Here is an 18,429-nt window from a genome sequence, read left to right as displayed (position 1 = left end):
AAAATAAAACGGCGAGGTACTTAGCCTCGCCGTCGTTTTGCTCCTCCGCCCTATCGGGTTCGGGTTGCTGTTCGCCTTTTCAATTGGCCTTTACATGCTGCGCCGGTACTGGCCGCCGACTTCATACAGCGCCGAGCTGATCTGACCGAGTGAACAGCACTTGACGGCATCGACCAGCACGGCGAAGACGTTGCCGTCTTCAATGACCGTCTGCTTCAGCTTGGCCAGCATGGCCGGCGACTTGTCGGCATTGCGGGCCTGGAAGTCGCGCAGGCGCTTGATCTGCGACTGCTTTTCTTCATCGCTTGAACGGGCCAGTTCGATTTCCTGCTGGGCCATGCCCTTCGGATTCAGGAAGGTATTGACGCCGATGATCGGGTACGAGCCGTCATGCTTCTTGTGCTCGTAGTACATCGACTCTTCCTGAATCTTGCCGCGCTGGTAGCCGGTTTCCATGGCACCCAGCACGCCGCCGCGCGAGGCGATGGCTTCGAATTCCTTCATCACGGCTTCTTCGACCAGATCGGTCAATTCGTCGATGACGAAGGCGCCCTGGTTCGGGTTCTCGTTCTTGGCAACGCCCCATTCGCGGTTGATGATCAGCTGGATGGCCATCGCCCGGCGCACGGATTCCTCGGTCGGCGTGGTGATCGCTTCGTCGTAGGCATTGGTGTGCAGCGAGTTGCAGTTGTCGTAGATGGCAATCAGCGCCTGCAGCGTCGTACGGATGTCGTTGAAGTCCATTTCCTGGGCGTGCAGCGAACGACCGGAGGTCTGGATGTGGTACTTCAGCTTCTGGCTGCGCTCGTTGGCGCCGTACTTGTTCTTCATGGCAATCGCCCAGATGCGGCGGGCAACGCGGCCGATGACCGAGTATTCCGGGTCCATGCCGTTGGAGAAGAAGAAGGACAGGTTGGGCGCAAAATCGTCGATGTGCATGCCGCGCGCCAGGTAGGACTCAACGTAGGTAAAGCCGTTGGACAGCGTGAAGGCGAGCTGCGAGATCGGGTTGGCACCGGCTTCGGCGATGTGATAGCCGGAGATCGACACAGAATAGAAATTTTGCACCTGGTTATGGACGAAGAATTCCTGAATGTCGCCCATCATCTTCAGTGCGAATTCAGTCGAGAAGATGCAGGTATTCTGGCCCTGGTCTTCCTTCAGGATGTCGGCCTGGACCGTGCCGCGCACGCTCTTCAGAACCCACTCGCGAATCTTTTCAGCTTCGTCTTCGGTCGGCTGACGGCTATTTTCCTTCTCGAACTTGACCATCTGCTGGTCGATCGCGGTATTGAAGAAACAGGCCAGGATGATCGGGGCCGGGCCGTTGATGGTCATCGACACGGAGGTGGTCGGCGCCAGCAGGTCGAAACCGTCGTAGAGCACTTTCAGGTCATCGAGCGTGGCGATCGACACGCCAGAGTTGCCGATCTTGCCGTAGATGTCCGGACGCTCGTCGGGGTCGCAGCCGTACAGGGTCACCGAGTCGAAGGCGGTGGACAAGCGGTGGGCCGGCATGCCTTCGGAGACGCGCTTGAAGCGGCGGTTGGTGCGGAAGGCATCGCCTTCGCCAGCGAACATCCGGGTCGGATCTTCACCTTCGCGCTTGAAGGCGAAGACGCCGGCGGTGTAGGGGAAAGAACCGGGGACATTCTCGCGCATCAGGAAGCGCAGGGTTTCGCCGTCGTCGCCGAACTTCGGCAGGATGACCTTCTTGATCTTGGTGCCGGACAACGATTCGGAAACCAGCTTGGTACGGATTTCCTTGTCGCGGATTTTCACGACGTACTCGTCGCCCGAATAGGCTTCGACAGTCGCCGGCCACATGTCGAGCAGCTTCTTGGCTTTCGGGTCCTGCTCGGCATCCTTGAAGGCCTGCATTTCGTCGAAATCGGCCACGTTCTTGTCACAGCCAGCGAAAACACCCTTGGCGATGCGCAGCGACTGGCGTTCGCGGGCAATCTTGACCTGCTCTTCGGTATGGGCGTGGTAGCCGCGTACGGTGTCGGCAATTTCGGCCAGATAACGGACGCGCTGGGCCGGCACAATGGCGCGCTGGGTCGAGGACTGCTTGACGGTCACGATCGGCAATTGGCCTGGCTTCAGGTTCAAGCCCTTTTCGGTCAGGGCCGGGACCAGCGCCTGATACAAAGCGGTGACGCCATCGTCGTTGAAGCGAGCAGCCTGCGTGCCAAACACCGGCATGTCATCGGTCGGCGTCGTGAAGGCTTCGCGGTTGCGCTGGTACTGCTTGCGCACATCGCGCAGCGCATCCTCGGCGCCCTTGCGGTCGAACTTGTTGATCGCCACGAAATCAGCGAAGTCGAGCATGTCGATCTTTTCGAGCTGCGAGGCAGCGCCGAACTCCGGCGTCATCACGTACAGCGACAGATCGACGAAAGGCACGATGGCCGCATTGCCCTGGCCGATACCGGAGGTCTCGACGACCACCAGATCGAAGCCGGCCAGCTTGCAGGCAGCAATGACTTCCGGCAGCGCAACGGAGATTTCCGAACCGGTATCGCGAGTCGCCAGCGAACGCATGAAGATATTCGGATGCTCGATGGCGTTCATCCGGATACGGTCGCCCAACAAGGCGCCACCAGTGCGCTTGCGCGACGGGTCGATCGAGATCAGGCCAATCTTGACGCTGTCGTTCTGGTCGAGGCGGAAGCGACGGACCAGCTCGTCGGTCAGCGACGACTTGCCGGCGCCACCGGTGCCGGTAATCCCGAGTACCGGAATATTCGTTTCAGCGGCAGCCTTGAGCAGCGGTTCCTTGAGCGCCGGGGCTTCGCCGTTTTCGAGCAGGGTGATGACCCGGGCCAGCAAGCGCTTGTCACCGGCCTTCAGGCCAGCCAGCACTTGCTCGACGGTCGGCACGCCTTCATCGGCCACGTCGAAGTCGGACTTCTGCACGACTTCGTTGATCATGCCCTGCAGACCCATATGGACGCCGTCTTCCGGGGCATAGATGCGGGTCACGCCGTAGTCGTGCAGTTCCTTGATTTCGGACGGCACGATCACACCGCCGCCACCGCCGAAGACCTTGATATTGGCACCGCCGTTGGCCTTGAGCAGGTCGATCATGTACTTGAAGAATTCGACGTGGCCGCCTTGGTAAGACGTGATGCAGATGCCCTGCACGTCTTCCTGCAGCGCGGCATTGACGATTTCCTGCACCGAGCGGTTGTGGCCAAGGTGGATCACTTCGGAACCGGTCGATTGCAGGATGCGACGCATGATGTTGATCGATGCATCGTGGCCGTCGAACAGCGAGGCGGCCGTCACGAAACGTACCTTGTTCTTGGGTTTGTACGGGGACAACTTCTTGGCAACGGACAAATCGGTCATGACGTCAGCCTCATCGGAAAAGATGGAAAGGCGCCTATGGTAGGCCGCTTTATCCCTCGCACCATTGTGGCGATAGACGACAATCATGCAAATTCAGCCAAGGTGATAGACTGGGAATCCACGCTTTAAAATCCAATCAAAAATGGTGCACCGCACGATCGGAAATTCGTCACCTCGCTCGCAAGCCACTGTCGCAATGGGATTTGTGACCGGCATGCTGGCTGGCATAGCGCATCGACAAATCGACCTGTCGCCACTGCTGGCGGCACTGGAGATTGATATTGCAGACACAGCCAGCCGCATCCCGATCGACCGCTATGCCGAGCTCTACAACCGGCTGAACCGGCAACTGGACGACGAGGCCTTTGCCCTTTTCGCCCAGCCGATGCGCGTCGGCAGCTTTGAATTTCTGTGCCGAGGCTGTCTGAGTGCCGCAACGCTGGCCGATGCGCTGACTCGCGCCGCCCGTTTCCTGCATGTCGTGTTGCCTGACCTGGCGGTCAGCGTTCGTCGTTCGCATGGCCATGCCGAACTGGTCATCGCCGAAACCCGGCGGCTTGCCGACAATCCGGAAGACCCCGGCCGCATCTTCGCCTTCGAGTGGCTACTCCGCCTGCTGCATGGCCTGTCCTGCTGGTTGGCCGGGCGTGGCATCGGCCTCGACAGCGTGATCTTTCCCTACCGCAAGCCGGCCCACTTCGGCGACTACGCCCTGATCTTCACCGAGGACTCACGCTTCGCGCCAACCGTGCCAGGCGGCATGGGCACGCTGGTCGCCAGCTTCAACGCCAACCTGCTCGATCTCCCCATCCGTCGCGACGAGGCGGCGCTGGCCAGCTTTCTCGATGGCGCGCCGGGCAAGATCACCATGCTCTACCGGCGCGACCGGGAAATGGTCATCCGGGTCCGCGACCTGTTACGCGCTGCGCTGCCTGAAACCCTGAGCCTGGACGACATCGCCGACCGACTGCACCTGTCGCCACGCACCGTCCACCGCCGGCTGGAAGAAGAAGGATCGAGCTTCCGCGGCATCAAGGACGCCCTGCGTCGCGACATGGCACTGGCCCGCCTGACCAAGACCCGCGACTCCATCGCCAAGGTCGCCGCCGACCTCGGCTACGCGGACACCTCGGCCTTCTATCGCGCCTTCGTCGAATGGACCGGCATGGCGCCCGTTCGTTACCGCCGCCAATGGGCAGCCAAGGGATGAAATAGCCATTTCCTGCAAATATCCTTAGTACTTGCAGGGCCTTTTGGCGCATACTTTTAAACGCCAAAATCACAAATAGTGAGGCAACCTGTGCGCACACCCAGCCATCTATTAAAAATAGCAAGCCTGCTCATCGCAGTGCTTATCGGCAGCGCGAGTCATGCTGCCGGCGCCTACAGCTTCGCGGTCGTTCCACAATTTGACCAGCGCAAGCTTTTCGCCACTTGGAAACCGATCGTCGACAACATCAGCAAGCGAACCGGCATTCAGCTCAATCTGGTGGCCACCCTGACCGTTCCTGAATTCGAACGCGAACTCTCCAAGGGCAGTTTCGATTTCGTCTATGCCAACCCCTACCATATCCTGCGCGAAGAAGACCGCCAGGGCTACGTTCCGCTGATTCGCGACAAGACCCCGCTGCGTGGCATCCTGGTCGTAGCCAAGGATAGCCCGCTCAAATCTCCGGCCGATCTGGATGGCCAGCAAATGGCGATTCCATCGTTCAACGCCCTTGGCGCCAGCCTGTTGCTGCGGGCCGATCTCGCTCAGATATTCAAGATCAAGGTCACGCCGGTCAATGTCAAAACCCACAGCTCGGTCTACCTGTATGTCGCCAACGGCTTGATACCCGCCGGTGGCGGGGTCGAAAAGACCTTCCAGGAACAGGAACCTGCCGTCCGCGATCTGTTGCGGGTGCTGTACACCACCCGCGAAATGCCATCCCATCCCATCGCCGCCCACCCACGTGTACCTGCCAAGGTTCAAGCCGCCATCAAGCAAGCCTTCCTTGAACTGGCCGCCACTGACGAGGGCCGCCGACTACTGCAGGAAATTCCGATGACCGATGCGGTCGCCGCATCGATGAAGGATTACGCGCCGATGCGCGCCTGGGGGCTGGCAAGCTACTGGGTCGATCCGTAACGTCATGGGCCTGCGCCAGAAATTCCTGCTGCCGCTGTTCCTGATCAGCCTGCTGGTTGGCGGCCTGCTGCATTTTGTCTGGATTCCGGCGTCGATCCGCAGCGCCGAAGAGACCCACCTGCGACTGATCGAGCGGCATCTCGACAGTGTCGTCGAAGGCTTGATCCCGCTTTTACTGTCCGATCAGTTGGCGAACATTTACGAAAACCTCGGGGCCCTCGAAAAACGCAACGGCGAATGGCACCAGGTCAAACTATCAAACGTCAAGGGGCAGCAACTCTATCCGCTGAAAGGAGCGAACGCAGGCGCTAGCGGCCCGGTGCCATCCCCCGCCGAACGGCAATTGAGGCGTCCGATTCGCTATATCGACATCGATCTCGGGCAGTTGGAAGTCACCATCGATTTGCGCCCCTTCATCGCCGACAACCTGGCTCACCACCGTGATTTGGCGGCCCTGCTGTTGGCCATGCTCCTCGGCCTGAGCGGCGTCATGGCTGCCCTTCTGGAATTGGCCGTCATCCGGCCGACGCACCGCCTGGCAATCGCCGCGCACGAACTGGCGCAAGGCCATTTCGACACCCCGCTGCCACACACGAGTCATGACGAAATCGGCAATCTGGTCGACAGTTTCGCCAGCATGCGCTCCGAACTGCAGGTATCGCGTAGCGAGTTGCTCCTTGAAATAGACGAACGCAAAAAAGCGGCCAATGCCTTGCAGGAACATCAGGAACAACTCGAGCAGATTGTCAGCGAGCGGACTCGCGAACTGGTCATCGCCAAGGATGCGGCCGAATCAGCCAGCCGGACAAAAAGCGCCTTCCTGGCCAACATGAGCCACGAAATTCGTACGCCGATGAATGCCATCGTCGGCCTGACCCACCTGTTGCGCCGAGATACCACTACCCCCAAGGATGCCAAGCATCTCGACAAGATCAACCTGGCCGCCCAGCACCTGCTCAGCATCATCAACGACATTCTCGACTTCTCGAAGATCGAAGCCGACAAGCTGATCATCGATGAAGCCGATTTCGAGTTCGAACAGATTTTCCAGCAGCTGAACACCCTGATTACCCCGCAGGCCATGGACAAGGGACTCGAAGTCGTCGATCGCATCGATCCTGAAATCCCGGCTGTCGTCCATGGCGATGCCATGCGCCTGGGCCAGATACTGGCTAACTTCGCCAGCAACGCGGTGAAATTTACCGAACACGGCAGCATCGTCTTTCGGGCCCGCCTGCTTGAACAAATAGGCAATCTGCTGCGTATCCGGTTTGAAATTACCGATACCGGCATCGGGCTGGCACCGGAGCAGCGTGATCGCCTGTTCCTGCCTTTCGAGCAGGCCGACACCTCCACGACGCGGAAATTTGGTGGCACCGGCCTCGGGCTGGCCATCAGCAAGCGCCTGACGGAATTGATGAACGGCCGCATCGGCGTCGATAGCACGCCGGGGCAAGGCAGTACCTTCTGGTGCGAACTACCCTTGCAATGCGCGCATAGCCAGCACGAGCGACCACGCCGCAACAGGCTGCCGGAAACGATCAATATCCTGCTCATCGACGATGATCCGAATGCGCTTGAGGCCATCAGCCACATGCTGAAGGCCTACGATGCCCGGATTACGACGGCCGACTCCGGAGAAGCCGGCCTGAACTGTGTGCACAGCGCGCTGGCCGAAGGGCGCCATTTCGATCTGGTACTCACCGACTGGGCAATGCCCGGCATGGACGGGATCGAAACCAGCCGACGGATCCGGGAAATCCTGCCGCAAGCGCCGCGCATCGTGCTGGTGACGGCCTACGGCCGCGAATGGCCGATGGAACGACTGCGCGAAGCCGGTATCGTTTACCAGATCAACAAGCCGGTCATTCCCTCGGAACTCGAAAGCGCCCTGCTCGAGGCCCTGCTCGGCGAACACACCGCTGAATCGGACCACATCAAGCACCATGCAGAAACGAATCTCGCGCCGTTGAGCGGACACCGCGTACTGCTCGCCGAGGACAATCCGATCAACCAGGAAGTGGCACTGGAACTACTCAAGGACGTCGGGCTGCGGGTCGATATTGCCGAAGATGGCCGACAAGCAGTTGAGCTCGCAGCCGCCAACGACTACGACCTGATCCTGATGGATATCCAGATGCCGAACATGGACGGCATCGAGGCCACACACGCCATCCGTCACCTGCCGCAACGTACGGCCACCCCCATCCTGGCGATGACGGCCAACGCCTTCAACGAAGACCGCGATGCCTGCCTGGGGGCAGGCATGAACGACCACATCGCCAAGCCGGTTGATCCACAGAAACTCTACGAAGCCCTGCTGCGCTGGATACGTATTCCCCTACCGGCCCAGATAGCCCCCGTCGAGCCAGAGCGTACCCAGAACGACGAGCAATTCCGCCGGGAACTTGCGCATGTCGAGGGTCTGGATGCCGAGGCCGGCCTGCATGTCGTCTCCGGCAAAGTGCCGCTTTACCGCCGTCTGCTGGCGCTGTACATCACCGTCCACGGCAGCGATGCCGGCAAGATCATCGAGGCGCTGGACAATGCCCAACTGGCTGAAGCACGCAATATCGCCCATTCGCTGAAAGGTGCCTCCGCCAATATCGGCGCCCTGAATGTACAAAAAATCGCCGCCGCCATTGAGCTGCCGCTTAAGCAGCAACAAATCAACGCCCCGGCTGTCGCACGCCCCCTCCTGCCTTATCTGCAAACCACGCTGGAAACGCTGACCGCCCAACTCGAGGCACTCCTGCACAAACCCGGGAACGGCGCGCCGCCCCCAAATTTTGTCGCCGACTTCGATCCCGCTCCGCTGATCGAAACCCTGCGCCAGCAACTGACCACCGCAGAGATGACCTCCCAGCGCTATTTCGTCGAACACCGCAGCGATTTCGAGCAAAGCCTGGGCCGTGAAACAACGGGCAAGCTCGCGCTACTGATTGGCAGCTTCGAATTCGAAAAAGCACTCTCCCTGCTGCCTGCGGTAGACTCACAAGCCTCACCATCATCCCCGCCCTAAACGCGATGAAACTCAAGTCAGTCCTGTTTGCAGCCAGCCTGCTGGCCGCCAATGCCTGCTGGAGCGTCGGCCTGCTCGAAAAGGAAATCTACTTTTCCGAAGCCGATATCCAGGCCCAGGTCGAGAAGAGCGGCACCATGCAGAAAAGTTACGGCAACGGCATGATCGTCGTCGCCTTCATCGAACCGCCGAAAATCCAGCTCGGCAACCCGGAAGGCAAGGCTGCACTGTCTGCGCGCATCAAGGTCTCGCTCCTCGGCAACCCGCCGATTCCGGTGGACGTCCAGGGCACCTCCGGCCTGCGCTACGACGACAACGCCAAGGCCTTCTTCCTCGAAAACCCGGTGGCCAATTCGGTGCAGTCGCAAGCCCTGTCCCGCGAAAGCGAACCGATGGCCCGCCAGGCGATCACCCAGCTGATGACCGCCTATTTCCGCAGCAAGCCGGTCTATGTGCTGCGCGAAGACGGTTCGCTGCAGGAAAAGGCGGCTCGCTGGTTGCTGCGCTCCATCCGCATCGAGCCAGGTCGCGTCGCCGCCGTTCTCTCACCTGCCTGAGGCCGCTCAGTCGGCCCCGAACTCACGGGCATACGGCTCGCGCAAATCGACTGGCCGGACGGCCTTCTTGCGCATGCGGATGTTGAGCATCTCGACACCGACCGAGAAGGCCATCGCGAAGTAGATGTAGCCCTTCGGCACGTGATGGCCGAAACCATCGGCAATCAGCACCACGCCAACAACGACCAGGAAGGACAGCGCCAGCATCTTGATGGTCGGGTGATTCGACACGAAGTCACCAATCGACTTGGCGAACAGCATCATTAGGCCGACCGAAGCGACCACGGCAGCGATCATCACACCGACCTGGCTGACCATGCCGACCGCCGTGATGATCGAATCGAGCGAAAACACCAGGTCGATAACCATGATCTGGGCAATCACGCCGACGAAGCTCGACGCCACCTTGGCCGATTCGCTGCCCTCCTCGCCTTCCAGTAACTGGTGCACCTCGCCGGTGCTCTTCCAAATCAGGAACAGGCCGCCGGCGATCAGGATCAGGTCGCGCCCGGAGATGCCGTAGCCGAACAGCGTCAGCACCGGCTCTGTCAGGCCAACGATCCACGACAGCACCAGCAACAGCCCGATGCGCATGAACATGGCAAGAAACAGGCCGATCTTGCGGGCCAGCTCCTGTTTTTCCTTCGGCAGCTTGTCGACCAGGATGGAAATGAAAATGATGTTGTCGATGCCGAGCACCAGTTCCAGCGCGGTCAGCGTGAAAAAGGCGATCCAGATTTCGGGGGAGAGCAGGAATTCGAGCATGATATGAGTCGTTTCGAATGATCAGAGGGCGATTTTAAGAAGACTGCCAACAAGGAACCACCCCGCTCACCGTCAACAACCATTCGAAAAACCCGAAGTGTTCCAGCGCCCATCGTTCGTCATCTCAACGTCATAGACGATTCATGACATCGGACTATTCTTGAGCCTCCCCCACAAAAGGAGCTCGACATGCGCATGACACTGCCAACACTCGCCACGCTGCTGGTCGCGGGTGCCCTGAATCTGGCCGGCAGCACACCGGCACAGGCCCATGACCACCACGGCGGACTCGACAACCGGGGGCCGCTGGTGGTCGGCCATCGGGGCACCGCAGGCTACCTGCCCGACCACACGCTCGAAGGCTACACGCTGGCCATCGAACTCGGCGCCGACTTCATCGAGCCAGACCTCGTTTCCACCAAGGATGGTTACCTGATCGCCCGCCACGAACCGAACATCATCGCCACCACCGACGTCGCCAGCCGCCCCGAATTCGCTGCCCGCAAGCGCACCCGCCTGGTCGATGGCGCGGCCGAGACCGGATTCTTCGCCTCCGACTTCACACTGGCCGAAATCAAGACCCTGCGGGCAAAGCAGCCGATCCCGGCCGACCGGCCGACGCAATTTGACGGCAAATTCCAGATTCCGACCTTCGATGAAGTGATCGAACTGGCCAAGCGCAAATCTGCTGAAACCGGCCGCACCATCGGCATCTATCCGGAAACCAAGCACCCGACCTACCACCAGTCCATTGGCCTGCCGCTGGAAGGCAAACTGCTCGCAGCGCTGACCCGAGCCGGCTGGAACAACCGCCACGCTCCGGTCTTCATCCAGAGTTTCGAGCAGGCCAACCTGAAAGCGCTGAGCAAACTGACCAAGGTCCGCCTGATCCAGCTGGTCGACGCCGACGACGTCAACGCGGATGGCAGCCTGGCCTACAACGCACCGTTCGACCGCCCGTACGACTGGACGGCCTCCGGCAAGCCGGAACTGCTGGCCCGCACCTTCGGCTGGTTCGCCACCGATGCCGGCCTCGATGAAGTCGCCACCTACGCCTACGGTATCAGCCCCTGGAAGCGCTACATCGTCAGCACCGTTGATGCCGGCGCCAGCGGCCCAGGTGAAGCAAGTCGCACCCTGAGCACGCCGACCGACCTGATCGAACGTGCCCACGCCCGCGGCCTCAAGGTGCACACCTGGACCTTCCGTAACGAGCAGCGCCGCCTGGCCAGCGACTACACCGGCAACCCGGTCAATGAGTACCTGCAGTTCTACCGTCTCGGTATCGATGGCGTCTTTTCTGATTTTGCCGATACCGCTGTTGCCGCCCGCACGCTGTTCAAGCTGGAACAGGACGGCTACAACAAATGCTTTACCGGCAGCGGTCTGAACCGCGCCGAACTGCGCGCCTGCGCCGCTGGCGAGTAATCGCCGAAAGCCGGACGCCATTGCCATCCGGGTACTGGGCCGCCTCGTTTCGGGCGGCCATTTTGGTTTCAATTCAGTGCAGCAATCGCCTCTCCAGCACACGCTCATCCTTTGCGCACCTTGCCATAAGCAGCGCCTTTGGCGTACATCTGCGACGCAAACGGCTATCCTTGCAGCAGCAGCCTCGCAAGCAACCAAGGACAATGGCGCATGGACAGCAAGACCCTACTGGGCCAGGAGTGGCAAACCCTGCAGAACAATCACGAACAGCATGAGCGCAACGCCCTGTGCATCAAGCTGGTCTGCCTCGCGCTTTGCCTCGTGGGCCTGGCGCTCCGGGCGCCCCCGGTGTGGATCGGCATTACGGTGCTACTCTGCTGGGCGCAGGAAGGCATCTACAAAACCTACCAAGCCAGACTCGCCGAACGTCTGCTGCGCGTCGAATCGCTGCTCGGGCAAGCGGAAGCAACGCAAGCGAGCATGCAACTCCATACCGAGTGGACAGCCAGCCGCCCCGGCTGCACCGGCCTGATCGGCAGCTACGCGATCAGCGCCTGCCGGCCGACCGTGGCCTTTCCCTACCTGCCCATCGTCCTGATGCTATTGGTCGGCCGCTGGCTGACCTGGTTCTGAATGACAACACCACCAAGGAAGCCTTGAATGAGCCATGCCAAATCGCGCGAAGTAACGCTCCCGCTCAAGATCACTGAAGAACTGGGACTAAGCCTCGACAAGCTTCGTCAGGCGTGGAAGGAGAACCCGGCCAGCGTACCGAAGGGCCTGTCCTGCTCAGAGTCCAAGGAGGGGCAGTTCGTGCTGGTCGCCGCCGAATCGGCTTTTGTCACCCTGCCCGGCGCCTGCGTGATCAAGGGCATTGGTGCCATTGAAATGCTCGGCGAGGAACCCTTGTTTGAGGCAGGGGCCAATTCGAAATCCCTGCTGCTCAAGGCCAGTCCGGACGGCTGGAAGTTCTCAGTCAAATTCGTGCCGCCCATCGTTCGCGAGCGGAACGCCAAGTAATCAGGCAGAGGAGTTGTCGTCCAGCAACTCGTACTCGGCGATCACCTGCGCGCCGAGCAGTAGCAGCGTGGCCCCGAGTTCCATGCAGAACAAGGCCACCACCGCCGTGGTCAATGAGCCATAGACGACGCTGACCCGCGACAGGCTGGTCAGGTACCAGACCAACACATGACGGAGCGCCTCCCACAGCAAGGCGGCCGAAAAACCACCGATCAGCGCGTGGCTCAGCAACGTCCGCCCGACCGGAATGATCAGGTAGAGCGAGGTCAGCACGGCAGTCTCCATGAGCAGTCCGAGCAGATAGAACAACAAGCCAGAGACACCGCGCAGCGGCCATTCCCAGCCAAGAAAATAGATGCTTTCGTGCGCCATTGCCTGCAGGCTGGCCGAGGCAAAGGTGACGGCCAGCAAGGCGATGCCCAGCACGAAGACGAAACAATAGGGTAGGACGGCGGAGACCAGAAAATGCCGCTTTTTTTGGCGGCCACGGTGGAAAAAAATGATCGCCATCGCCTTTTCCAGCCCGGAAAACGCCAGTGAACTGAAAAAAAGCATGGTTCCCAGCAACAAGGCACCGATCCCGATACCGTTTTGCAGAAAGCCGGAGACGTCGGCCAGCACGGCCTGTGACTGACTGGGCACCAGCCATTCCAGATAGCGCCCGAGGACATCGAGCAACTCCACCTGACTGACCAGATGCGAGAGGACAAAGACAGAAAGGATCAGCAGGGGTACCACCGAGAGCAAGGCGTAGTACGCGATGGCCCCGGCCAGCAACAATCCCTGGTTGCCACTGAATCCGCGCAGTATCCGCAGCACGAAGGCCAGCGGATGCTTCAGCACCTGCATGGCGGGCGGCTCGCCGCGCAGGGCGAGGAAGGGATCCGTCACCTCGCCCTCCCTGGCAGGCCAGCCAACAGATGCCGCTCCGGCATCCGGGCATCCGTTGTCGCCGGCCAGCGCACCTTAGCGGATTTCCAGCAGGCTTTCGTCCCAGGCCGCATGCTTCTCCAACCCGAGCAGGTTGGCCACCGTGGCCGCGATGTTCGACAGGCCGGCCGTCTCGGTCTGCTTCAGGCCCAGCTTGCCACCACTGACGTTGTCGTAGAGGATCAGCGGCACCGGGTTCAGCGTGTGCGCCGTCTTGGCCTTGAACGAGCCATCCTTGTTCATCGCCGGCTGCTTCGTTTTCTTGTCCAGTTCGAACATTTCATCGGCATTGCCGTGGTCGGCCGTGATCAGGGCGACACCACCAGCCGCATCGATGGCCTGCAGCACACGGGCCAGCGACAGGTCGACGGCCTCGACGGCCAGCGTCGCGGCGCTGAAATTGCCGGTGTGGCCAACCATGTCGCCGTTGGCGAAATTGCAGCGCAGGGTCCGGTACTGGCCGCTCTGCAGCGCGGCGATCATCGCGTCGGCGATTTCGGCCGCCTTCATCCACGGCCGCTGCTCGAAGGGCACGACGTCGCTCGGCACTTCCTGCCAGGTTTCGCCGTCGAACTTGCCGGAGCGGTTGCCGTTCCAGAAATAGGTGACGTGACCGAATTTCTGCGTTTCCGAACAGGCGAACTGGGCAATACCGGACTTGGCGAACCATTCGCCGGTCGTATCCTTGATCGCCGGCGGGGCGACCAGGAAGCGGGCCGGCAATTTCAGGTCGCCGTCGTATTGCAACATGCCGGCGTAGGTCACTTTCGGGAAGCGAACGCGGTCGAACTTGTCGAAGGCTGCCTCTTCGAAAGCCCGGGTGATCTCGATGGCGCGGTCGCCGCGGAAATTGAAGAAGACGACCGAATCGCCATCCTCGATGGTGCCGATGGCCTTGCCGTTCTCGGCAACGACGAATTCCGGCAGATCCTGGTCGATGGTGCCCGGATTCTGCTCGCGCAGGCCGTTGACTGCCGCCGTGGCGTTGGCGAACTGCGTGCCTCGGCCGAGGACATGGGTCTGCCAGCCCTTGTCGACCATCGCCCAGTTGGCGTCGTAGCGGTCCATCGTAATGTACTGGCGACCACCGCCGGAAGCGATGCGGGCATCAAAGCCGTCGCTGCTGATCTCGGCCAGGAAGGCTTCGAACGGAACAACGTAATCGAGGGCGCTGGTTTCCGGCACATCACGGCCATCGAGCAAGGCATGAATGCGCACGGTCTTGATGCCCTCGGCCTTGGCCTGAACGACCATCGCCTTCAGGTGATCGATGTGGCTATGCACGTTGCCGTCGGAGAACAGGCCCATGAAATGCACGACGCCACGACCAGCCTTGGCGCCAGCAACGATCTGCTGCCATGCCTCACCCTGCCAGATGGCGCCGGACGCAATGGCGTTGGACACCAGCGAGGCGCCCTGGCTGTAAACCTGCCCGGCGCCGATGGCGTTATGGCCGACTTCGGAATTGCCCATGTCGTCATCGGAAGGCATGCCGACCGCAGTGCCGTGGGCCCGCAGCCGAACATTCGGGTAGCTGGCAAACAGACGGTCGAGGGTCGGTTTCCTGGCGGCAGCGATGGCGCTGCCGACGTCGGTCTTGGGCAGGCCGTAACCGTCCATCACGATAATGACGACCGGGCCTTGAACGCCGGGGAAGGAAGAGAGCTTCGGTAGCATGAAGGGATTCCTGCAGGAAAATGAAGTCGGGCGAGGCGGATTTGGCGCGGCTGGATGGCCGCTGCCGATCACACAGTCAATCCGCTATTTTACCCTCTGGACAGCTCTGCGACAGGCTAACTAGGCCTCACCGTGGCTGGTGCCCCGCGCAACCCCATCCATTTACCCAGCATCTTTTCCAGGTCATTCAGATTGACTGGCTTGGACATGAAATCATCCATCCCGGCGACCAGGCAGTGCTGCCTATCCTCATCGAAAGCGCCGGCGGTCAGGGCAACGATAGGCAGGCGTGGCAGCCCCGTTTCAGCCTCCCGCTGACGGATCAGCATCGTCGCCTGGATTCCGTCCATCACCGGCATCTGGACATCCATCAGCACCAGATCAGGGCGCATCCCCTGCTCCAGGGTATCGACTGCCGCTCGCCCGTTGTCCACACTGTCGCTCCGGATATGCAATTTCCGGAGCATGGCCTCGATGACCTTGCGATTGGTCGGATTGTCTTCAACGACCAGCACATGCCCCGAGATGGCCGGTTCGACAGGTGCCGGCGCCACGACAGGTCGTTCGATACTGCGGCTTTCTTCATTTTCATGCAGACACTCGGCCCTGATCCGCACCCAGAAGCGCGCCCCCTGGCCGGGCTGACTTTCGACGCCGGCCTCGCCCCCCATCAGTTCCGCCAGGCTGCGAACAATGGACAGCCCAAGCCCGGTACCGCCGTACTGGCGCGTCGCCGAGCTATCCAGTTGCGAAAATGGTTTGAACAGCAAGGCCCGTTTCTCCGGTGCGATGCCAATTCCGCTGTCGATCACTGCAAATTCCAGCCTCGCCCATCCGTCTTCACGCTCGATTTCGCGCGCTTCGATCCGGATAGCGCCCTCCTTGGTAAATTTGACGGCGTTGCTCAGCAGATTCGTCAATATCTGGCGCAAGCGAATCTGATCGGCCCGGTAACGCTGAACGGCCGGCCCATGCCACTGCGCGGTAATACTTAATCCCTTGGCTTCTGCCTGGGCGAAAAACAGCCCGACGACTTCCTCGATGACTCCCTGCGGCGCGAAGACGGCCGGCTTCAATTCAAGCTTGCCGGCCTCGACCTTGGAGATATCCAGAATGTCGTTGAGCAAGGAGAGCAGCGTCTGGCCTGAATTCAGAATGGTTCGGACGTATTCGTGACGTTCGTCTTCAGCGCTTCCGGACATCAACAGCAACTGCGCCATACCGAGTATCCCGTTCATCGGCGTCCGGATTTCATGGCTCATGGTGGCCAGAAAACTGGACTTGGCCAGGTTTGCCGCCTCGGCTGCCAGCTTCAGTTGCTCCATCTCCGCCATATCCGCTTCGCGTTGCCGCAGGTTGCGAACCAGAATGAGAAGAACGATCAGCAAGCTCATCGCACCGACGAGACTGACCCCGGCAATCAGCCAGGCCGAGCGGCGCCAACCGGCCAGAAACAGGTCATCGGTCGCCACGATGGCAAGCACCAGGGGATAACGATCAATCTTGCGGACTGCAGCCACCCGCAGCTCCCGCTTGCCGGTCGAAAAGCGTGGCGTATCGCGCAGCACCACGCCCTCGTCCTGCTTGAGTACCGCGATCACGTCGTAGGCGGTACCACTCCGATTGACGGTACCGATTACCTCATCCCTGTGCGGCCAGCGCGTCAGCAAGGTCAGATCGTCACGAAACAGGCTGATGCTGGCGCCCTCGCCCAGGTTGTGGGCCACACGCTGGTAAAAGTTGGTAAACACTTCAACCGAGATGCCGACCAGGACCAGTCCGAGAAACTCCCCTTTGGCATCATTGAGCCGGCGGCTGATGTAGAAGGTCCACTTGCCGTTGCCCTTGTTGCGCACCGGCTGACTGATGAAATCACCAAGGCCGGGGTTGCTCAGGTGCGCCTTGAAATAGTCGCGCTCGGCCAGGTTGATCGCTGGGATCGGGTAGGCGCGACTGAAATTGATGTTGTCACCATTGGCGGCAACAATCGATGCGACATCGACCTGGGGCAGGCCACGGATCTGGTCACGCAACATCTGAAACATTTCGGGCGTCGCCAGTCGGGCGCGGAAACTCGCCTGATCCGTCACTTTGGCCTGTCGGACACGCTCAGTGACGGAATCGAGCACGACATAGGCCGACAGAATGGTCTGCGAAGTATGCTCGGCAAGGATCAGCGACATATTGCCCATCTGCTGACGCCAGTCGTCGATTTCCTGGTCGCGCATCGCCTTGACGGCGACGGCGACCGCAGCCAGCATGGCAATCAGGATCACGATGCCAAACCAGCCGACCCGCCGGCTCATTTCCGCTTTGCTGTGAAATACACCCATCGTATCCGGCCACCTCCCTTGGAGCAGTCTAGCAGCCTGCTCCGAACTTCGGAAAACAGACTTGCGCCACCCTGCGCTTCGCACAGCGGACCACCGGGGCTCCTCAATGACCAGATCGAGCTTCCCGAAAACGCCCGGCACGACTAGCATCCAAACATACCGTCCGAGGAGTTGCCCAATGCCCACCTTGCTCAAGCCCAGCGAAATCGTCCGCCGCCTTTCCGACCACGTGATCGGCCAGGACGACGCCAAGAAAACACTGGCTGTCGCCATCTACGCCCATTTTCGCCGCATGGCGAATATCGCGGAAGACAGTGTTGAGCTGACCAAAAGCAACATCCTGCTGATTGGCCCGACCGGCACCGGCAAAACCCTGCTTTGCGAAACGCTGGCCCGCATCCTCGACGTCCCCTTCGTGACCGCCGATGCCACCTCGCTGGCCCAGACGCAATTTGTCGGCGACGAAATCGAAGCCATCCTGCATCGCCTACTCGACCGGGCCAACGACGACCTGGCACTCGCCCAGCGCGGCATCGTTTTCGTCGATGAAGTCGACAAGCTCAAGGCCGTCGGCGGCGAATCCCGCGCCACCTCCGGCGAAAGCGTCCAGCACGCCCTGCTCAAGATCATGGAAGGCGCGCCGGTCCGCCTGAAGGATGGCCGCCATATCGACACCACCAATATCCTGTTCATCTGCGGCGGCGCCTTTGTCGGGCTCGACCACATCCTGACCAAGACGCACACCTTTGGCTTTATCTCGACCGCCGAAGGCGACGACCAGAAAATCCTCGAACGCTTGAACGCCCGTGTCAAACCGACCGACCTGCTCGAATTCGGTCTGATCCCCGAATTTGCCGGCCGCCTGCCGATCGTCACCCGCCTGCATGATCTGTCGCAGGACATGCTGGTCCGCATCCTGACCGAGCCGAAAAACGCCATCTACAAGCAATTTCAGGCCATGCTGGCGGCCGATGGCGTCGACTTGCAGGTAGAACCCAACGTTTTCCGCCAGATGGCTGAACTCGCCATCGAATACAAGGCCGGCGCCCGCAGCCTGCGCGGCATTTTCGAGGAAATGATGGTCGACGTGATGTACGCCGTACCGGACAACCCGGCCATCGGGCGCGTCATCATCAGTTCGCTGTTCGAAAGGCCAAAACTGGCCGCCGCCGAACCAAAGGCGAGCTGAAGCGAAACCGCCGGGCGGGCACG

At 60.7% G+C, this 18,429-nt stretch carries 13 protein-coding genes; 8 read left to right on the top strand and 5 right to left on the bottom strand.

The genetic code is table 11. The features are described 5' to 3' along the window. Positions 1 to 90: 90 nt before the first annotated feature. Positions 91 to 3,354 carry a fused isobutyryl-CoA mutase/GTPase IcmF gene (gene icmF / locus DARO_RS01295; protein ID WP_041224632.1) on the bottom strand — a complete coding sequence of 1,088 codons (3,264 nt, stop codon included), beginning with the start codon at positions 3,352 to 3,354 and terminating at the stop codon, positions 91 to 93. 196 nt (positions 3,355 to 3,550) lie between these two features. Here icmF and DARO_RS01290 point away from each other — a divergent pair, with 196 nt between their 5' ends. The 4 genes from DARO_RS01290 (at position 3,551) to DARO_RS01275 (ending at position 9,064) form a co-directional block, all read left to right on the top strand. After that, on the top strand, positions 3,551 to 4,564 hold the full coding sequence (locus DARO_RS01290; protein WP_157037120.1) for an AraC family transcriptional regulator: 1,014 nt from the start codon (positions 3,551 to 3,553) through the stop codon (positions 4,562 to 4,564). A 138-nt stretch (positions 4,565 to 4,702) separates the two neighbouring features. Continuing rightward, on the top strand, positions 4,703 to 5,485 hold the full coding sequence (locus DARO_RS01285) for a phosphate/phosphite/phosphonate ABC transporter substrate-binding protein (RefSeq protein WP_198134086.1): 783 nt from the start codon (positions 4,703 to 4,705) through the stop codon (positions 5,483 to 5,485). A gap of 4 nt (positions 5,486 to 5,489) precedes the next feature. Further along, positions 5,490 to 8,507: a response regulator gene (locus DARO_RS01280; RefSeq protein ID WP_011286009.1), complete on the top strand. Its 3,018-nt coding sequence runs from the start codon at positions 5,490 to 5,492 to the stop codon at positions 8,505 to 8,507. A 5-nt stretch (positions 8,508 to 8,512) separates the two neighbouring features. Then, a complete protein-coding gene (locus DARO_RS01275; protein ID WP_011286008.1) occupies positions 8,513 to 9,064 on the top strand; it encodes a YceB family lipoprotein in 552 nt (183 codons plus the stop codon). Between the two features lie 6 nt (positions 9,065 to 9,070). Here DARO_RS01275 and DARO_RS01270 read toward each other — a convergent pair whose 3' ends face one another. Further along, entirely contained in the window at positions 9,071 to 9,829 is a 759-nt protein-coding gene (locus DARO_RS01270) for a TerC family protein (protein ID WP_011286007.1), read from the bottom strand. Positions 9,830 to 10,018: 189 nt separating this feature from the next. Here DARO_RS01270 and DARO_RS01265 point away from each other — a divergent pair, with 189 nt between their 5' ends. The 3 genes from DARO_RS01265 (at position 10,019) to DARO_RS01255 (ending at position 12,277) form a co-directional block, all read left to right on the top strand. After that, a complete protein-coding gene (locus DARO_RS01265) occupies positions 10,019 to 11,257 on the top strand; it encodes a glycerophosphodiester phosphodiesterase (protein ID WP_011286006.1) in 1,239 nt (412 codons plus the stop codon). Positions 11,258 to 11,467: 210 nt separating this feature from the next. Then, positions 11,468 to 11,890: a hypothetical protein gene (locus tag DARO_RS01260; protein ID WP_011286005.1), complete on the top strand. Its 423-nt coding sequence runs from the start codon at positions 11,468 to 11,470 to the stop codon at positions 11,888 to 11,890. A 27-nt stretch (positions 11,891 to 11,917) separates the two neighbouring features. Continuing rightward, complete coding sequence (locus DARO_RS01255) at positions 11,918 to 12,277, top strand: hypothetical protein (RefSeq protein ID WP_011286004.1); 360 nt, start codon at positions 11,918 to 11,920, stop codon at positions 12,275 to 12,277. On the opposite strand, the gene DARO_RS01250 is transcribed toward DARO_RS01255, so the two are convergent. The 3 genes from DARO_RS01250 to DARO_RS01240 form a co-directional block, all read right to left on the bottom strand. Then, positions 12,278 to 13,168, bottom strand: a complete 891-nt coding sequence (locus DARO_RS01250; RefSeq protein ID WP_011286003.1) for a YihY/virulence factor BrkB family protein — start codon at positions 13,166 to 13,168, stop codon at positions 12,278 to 12,280. A 75-nt stretch (positions 13,169 to 13,243) separates the two neighbouring features. After that, positions 13,244 to 14,884: a 2,3-bisphosphoglycerate-independent phosphoglycerate mutase gene (gene gpmI, locus DARO_RS01245; RefSeq protein ID WP_011286002.1), complete on the bottom strand. Its 1,641-nt coding sequence runs from the start codon at positions 14,882 to 14,884 to the stop codon at positions 13,244 to 13,246. A 116-nt stretch (positions 14,885 to 15,000) separates the two neighbouring features. After that, complete coding sequence (locus tag DARO_RS01240; protein ID WP_049758366.1) at positions 15,001 to 17,190, bottom strand: hybrid sensor histidine kinase/response regulator; 2,190 nt, start codon at positions 17,188 to 17,190, stop codon at positions 15,001 to 15,003. Positions 17,191 to 17,395: 205 nt separating this feature from the next. On the opposite strand from DARO_RS01240, the gene clpX reads away from it, so the two are divergent. Further along, positions 17,396 to 18,406, top strand: a complete 1,011-nt coding sequence (gene clpX, locus DARO_RS01235; RefSeq protein WP_157037119.1) for an ATP-dependent Clp protease ATP-binding subunit ClpX — start codon at positions 17,396 to 17,398, stop codon at positions 18,404 to 18,406. Positions 18,407 to 18,429 lie beyond the last annotated feature (23 nt).

The sequence above is a fragment of the Dechloromonas aromatica RCB genome (assembly GCF_000012425.1).
This window is presented reverse-complemented; position numbering and strand designations above follow the sequence as displayed.

Bases quoted from the DNA above. Each gene is read 5' to 3' on its own strand.
- DARO_RS01270 (WP_011286007.1), bottom strand. From the start codon at position 9,829: ATGCTCGAATTCCTGCTCTCCCCCGAAATCTGGATCGCCTTTTTCACG.
- DARO_RS01240 (WP_049758366.1), bottom strand. From the start codon at position 17,190: ATGAGCCGGCGGGTCGGCTGGTTTGGCATCGTGATCCTGATTGCCATG.
- DARO_RS01280 (WP_011286009.1), top strand. From the start codon at position 5,490: ATGGGCCTGCGCCAGAAATTCCTGCTGCCGCTGTTCCTGATCAGCCTG.
- DARO_RS01255 (WP_011286004.1), top strand. From the start codon at position 11,918: ATGAGCCATGCCAAATCGCGCGAAGTAACGCTCCCGCTCAAGATCACT.
- DARO_RS01265 (WP_011286006.1), top strand. From the start codon at position 10,019: ATGCGCATGACACTGCCAACACTCGCCACGCTGCTGGTCGCGGGTGCC.
- clpX (WP_157037119.1), top strand. From the start codon at position 17,396: ATGCCCACCTTGCTCAAGCCCAGCGAAATCGTCCGCCGCCTTTCCGAC.
- DARO_RS01260 (WP_011286005.1), top strand. From the start codon at position 11,468: ATGGACAGCAAGACCCTACTGGGCCAGGAGTGGCAAACCCTGCAGAAC.
- DARO_RS01290 (WP_157037120.1), top strand. From the start codon at position 3,551: ATGGGATTTGTGACCGGCATGCTGGCTGGCATAGCGCATCGACAAATC.
- gpmI (WP_011286002.1), bottom strand. From the start codon at position 14,884: ATGCTACCGAAGCTCTCTTCCTTCCCCGGCGTTCAAGGCCCGGTCGTC.
- DARO_RS01275 (WP_011286008.1), top strand. From the start codon at position 8,513: ATGAAACTCAAGTCAGTCCTGTTTGCAGCCAGCCTGCTGGCCGCCAAT.
- icmF (WP_041224632.1), bottom strand. From the start codon at position 3,354: ATGACCGATTTGTCCGTTGCCAAGAAGTTGTCCCCGTACAAACCCAAG.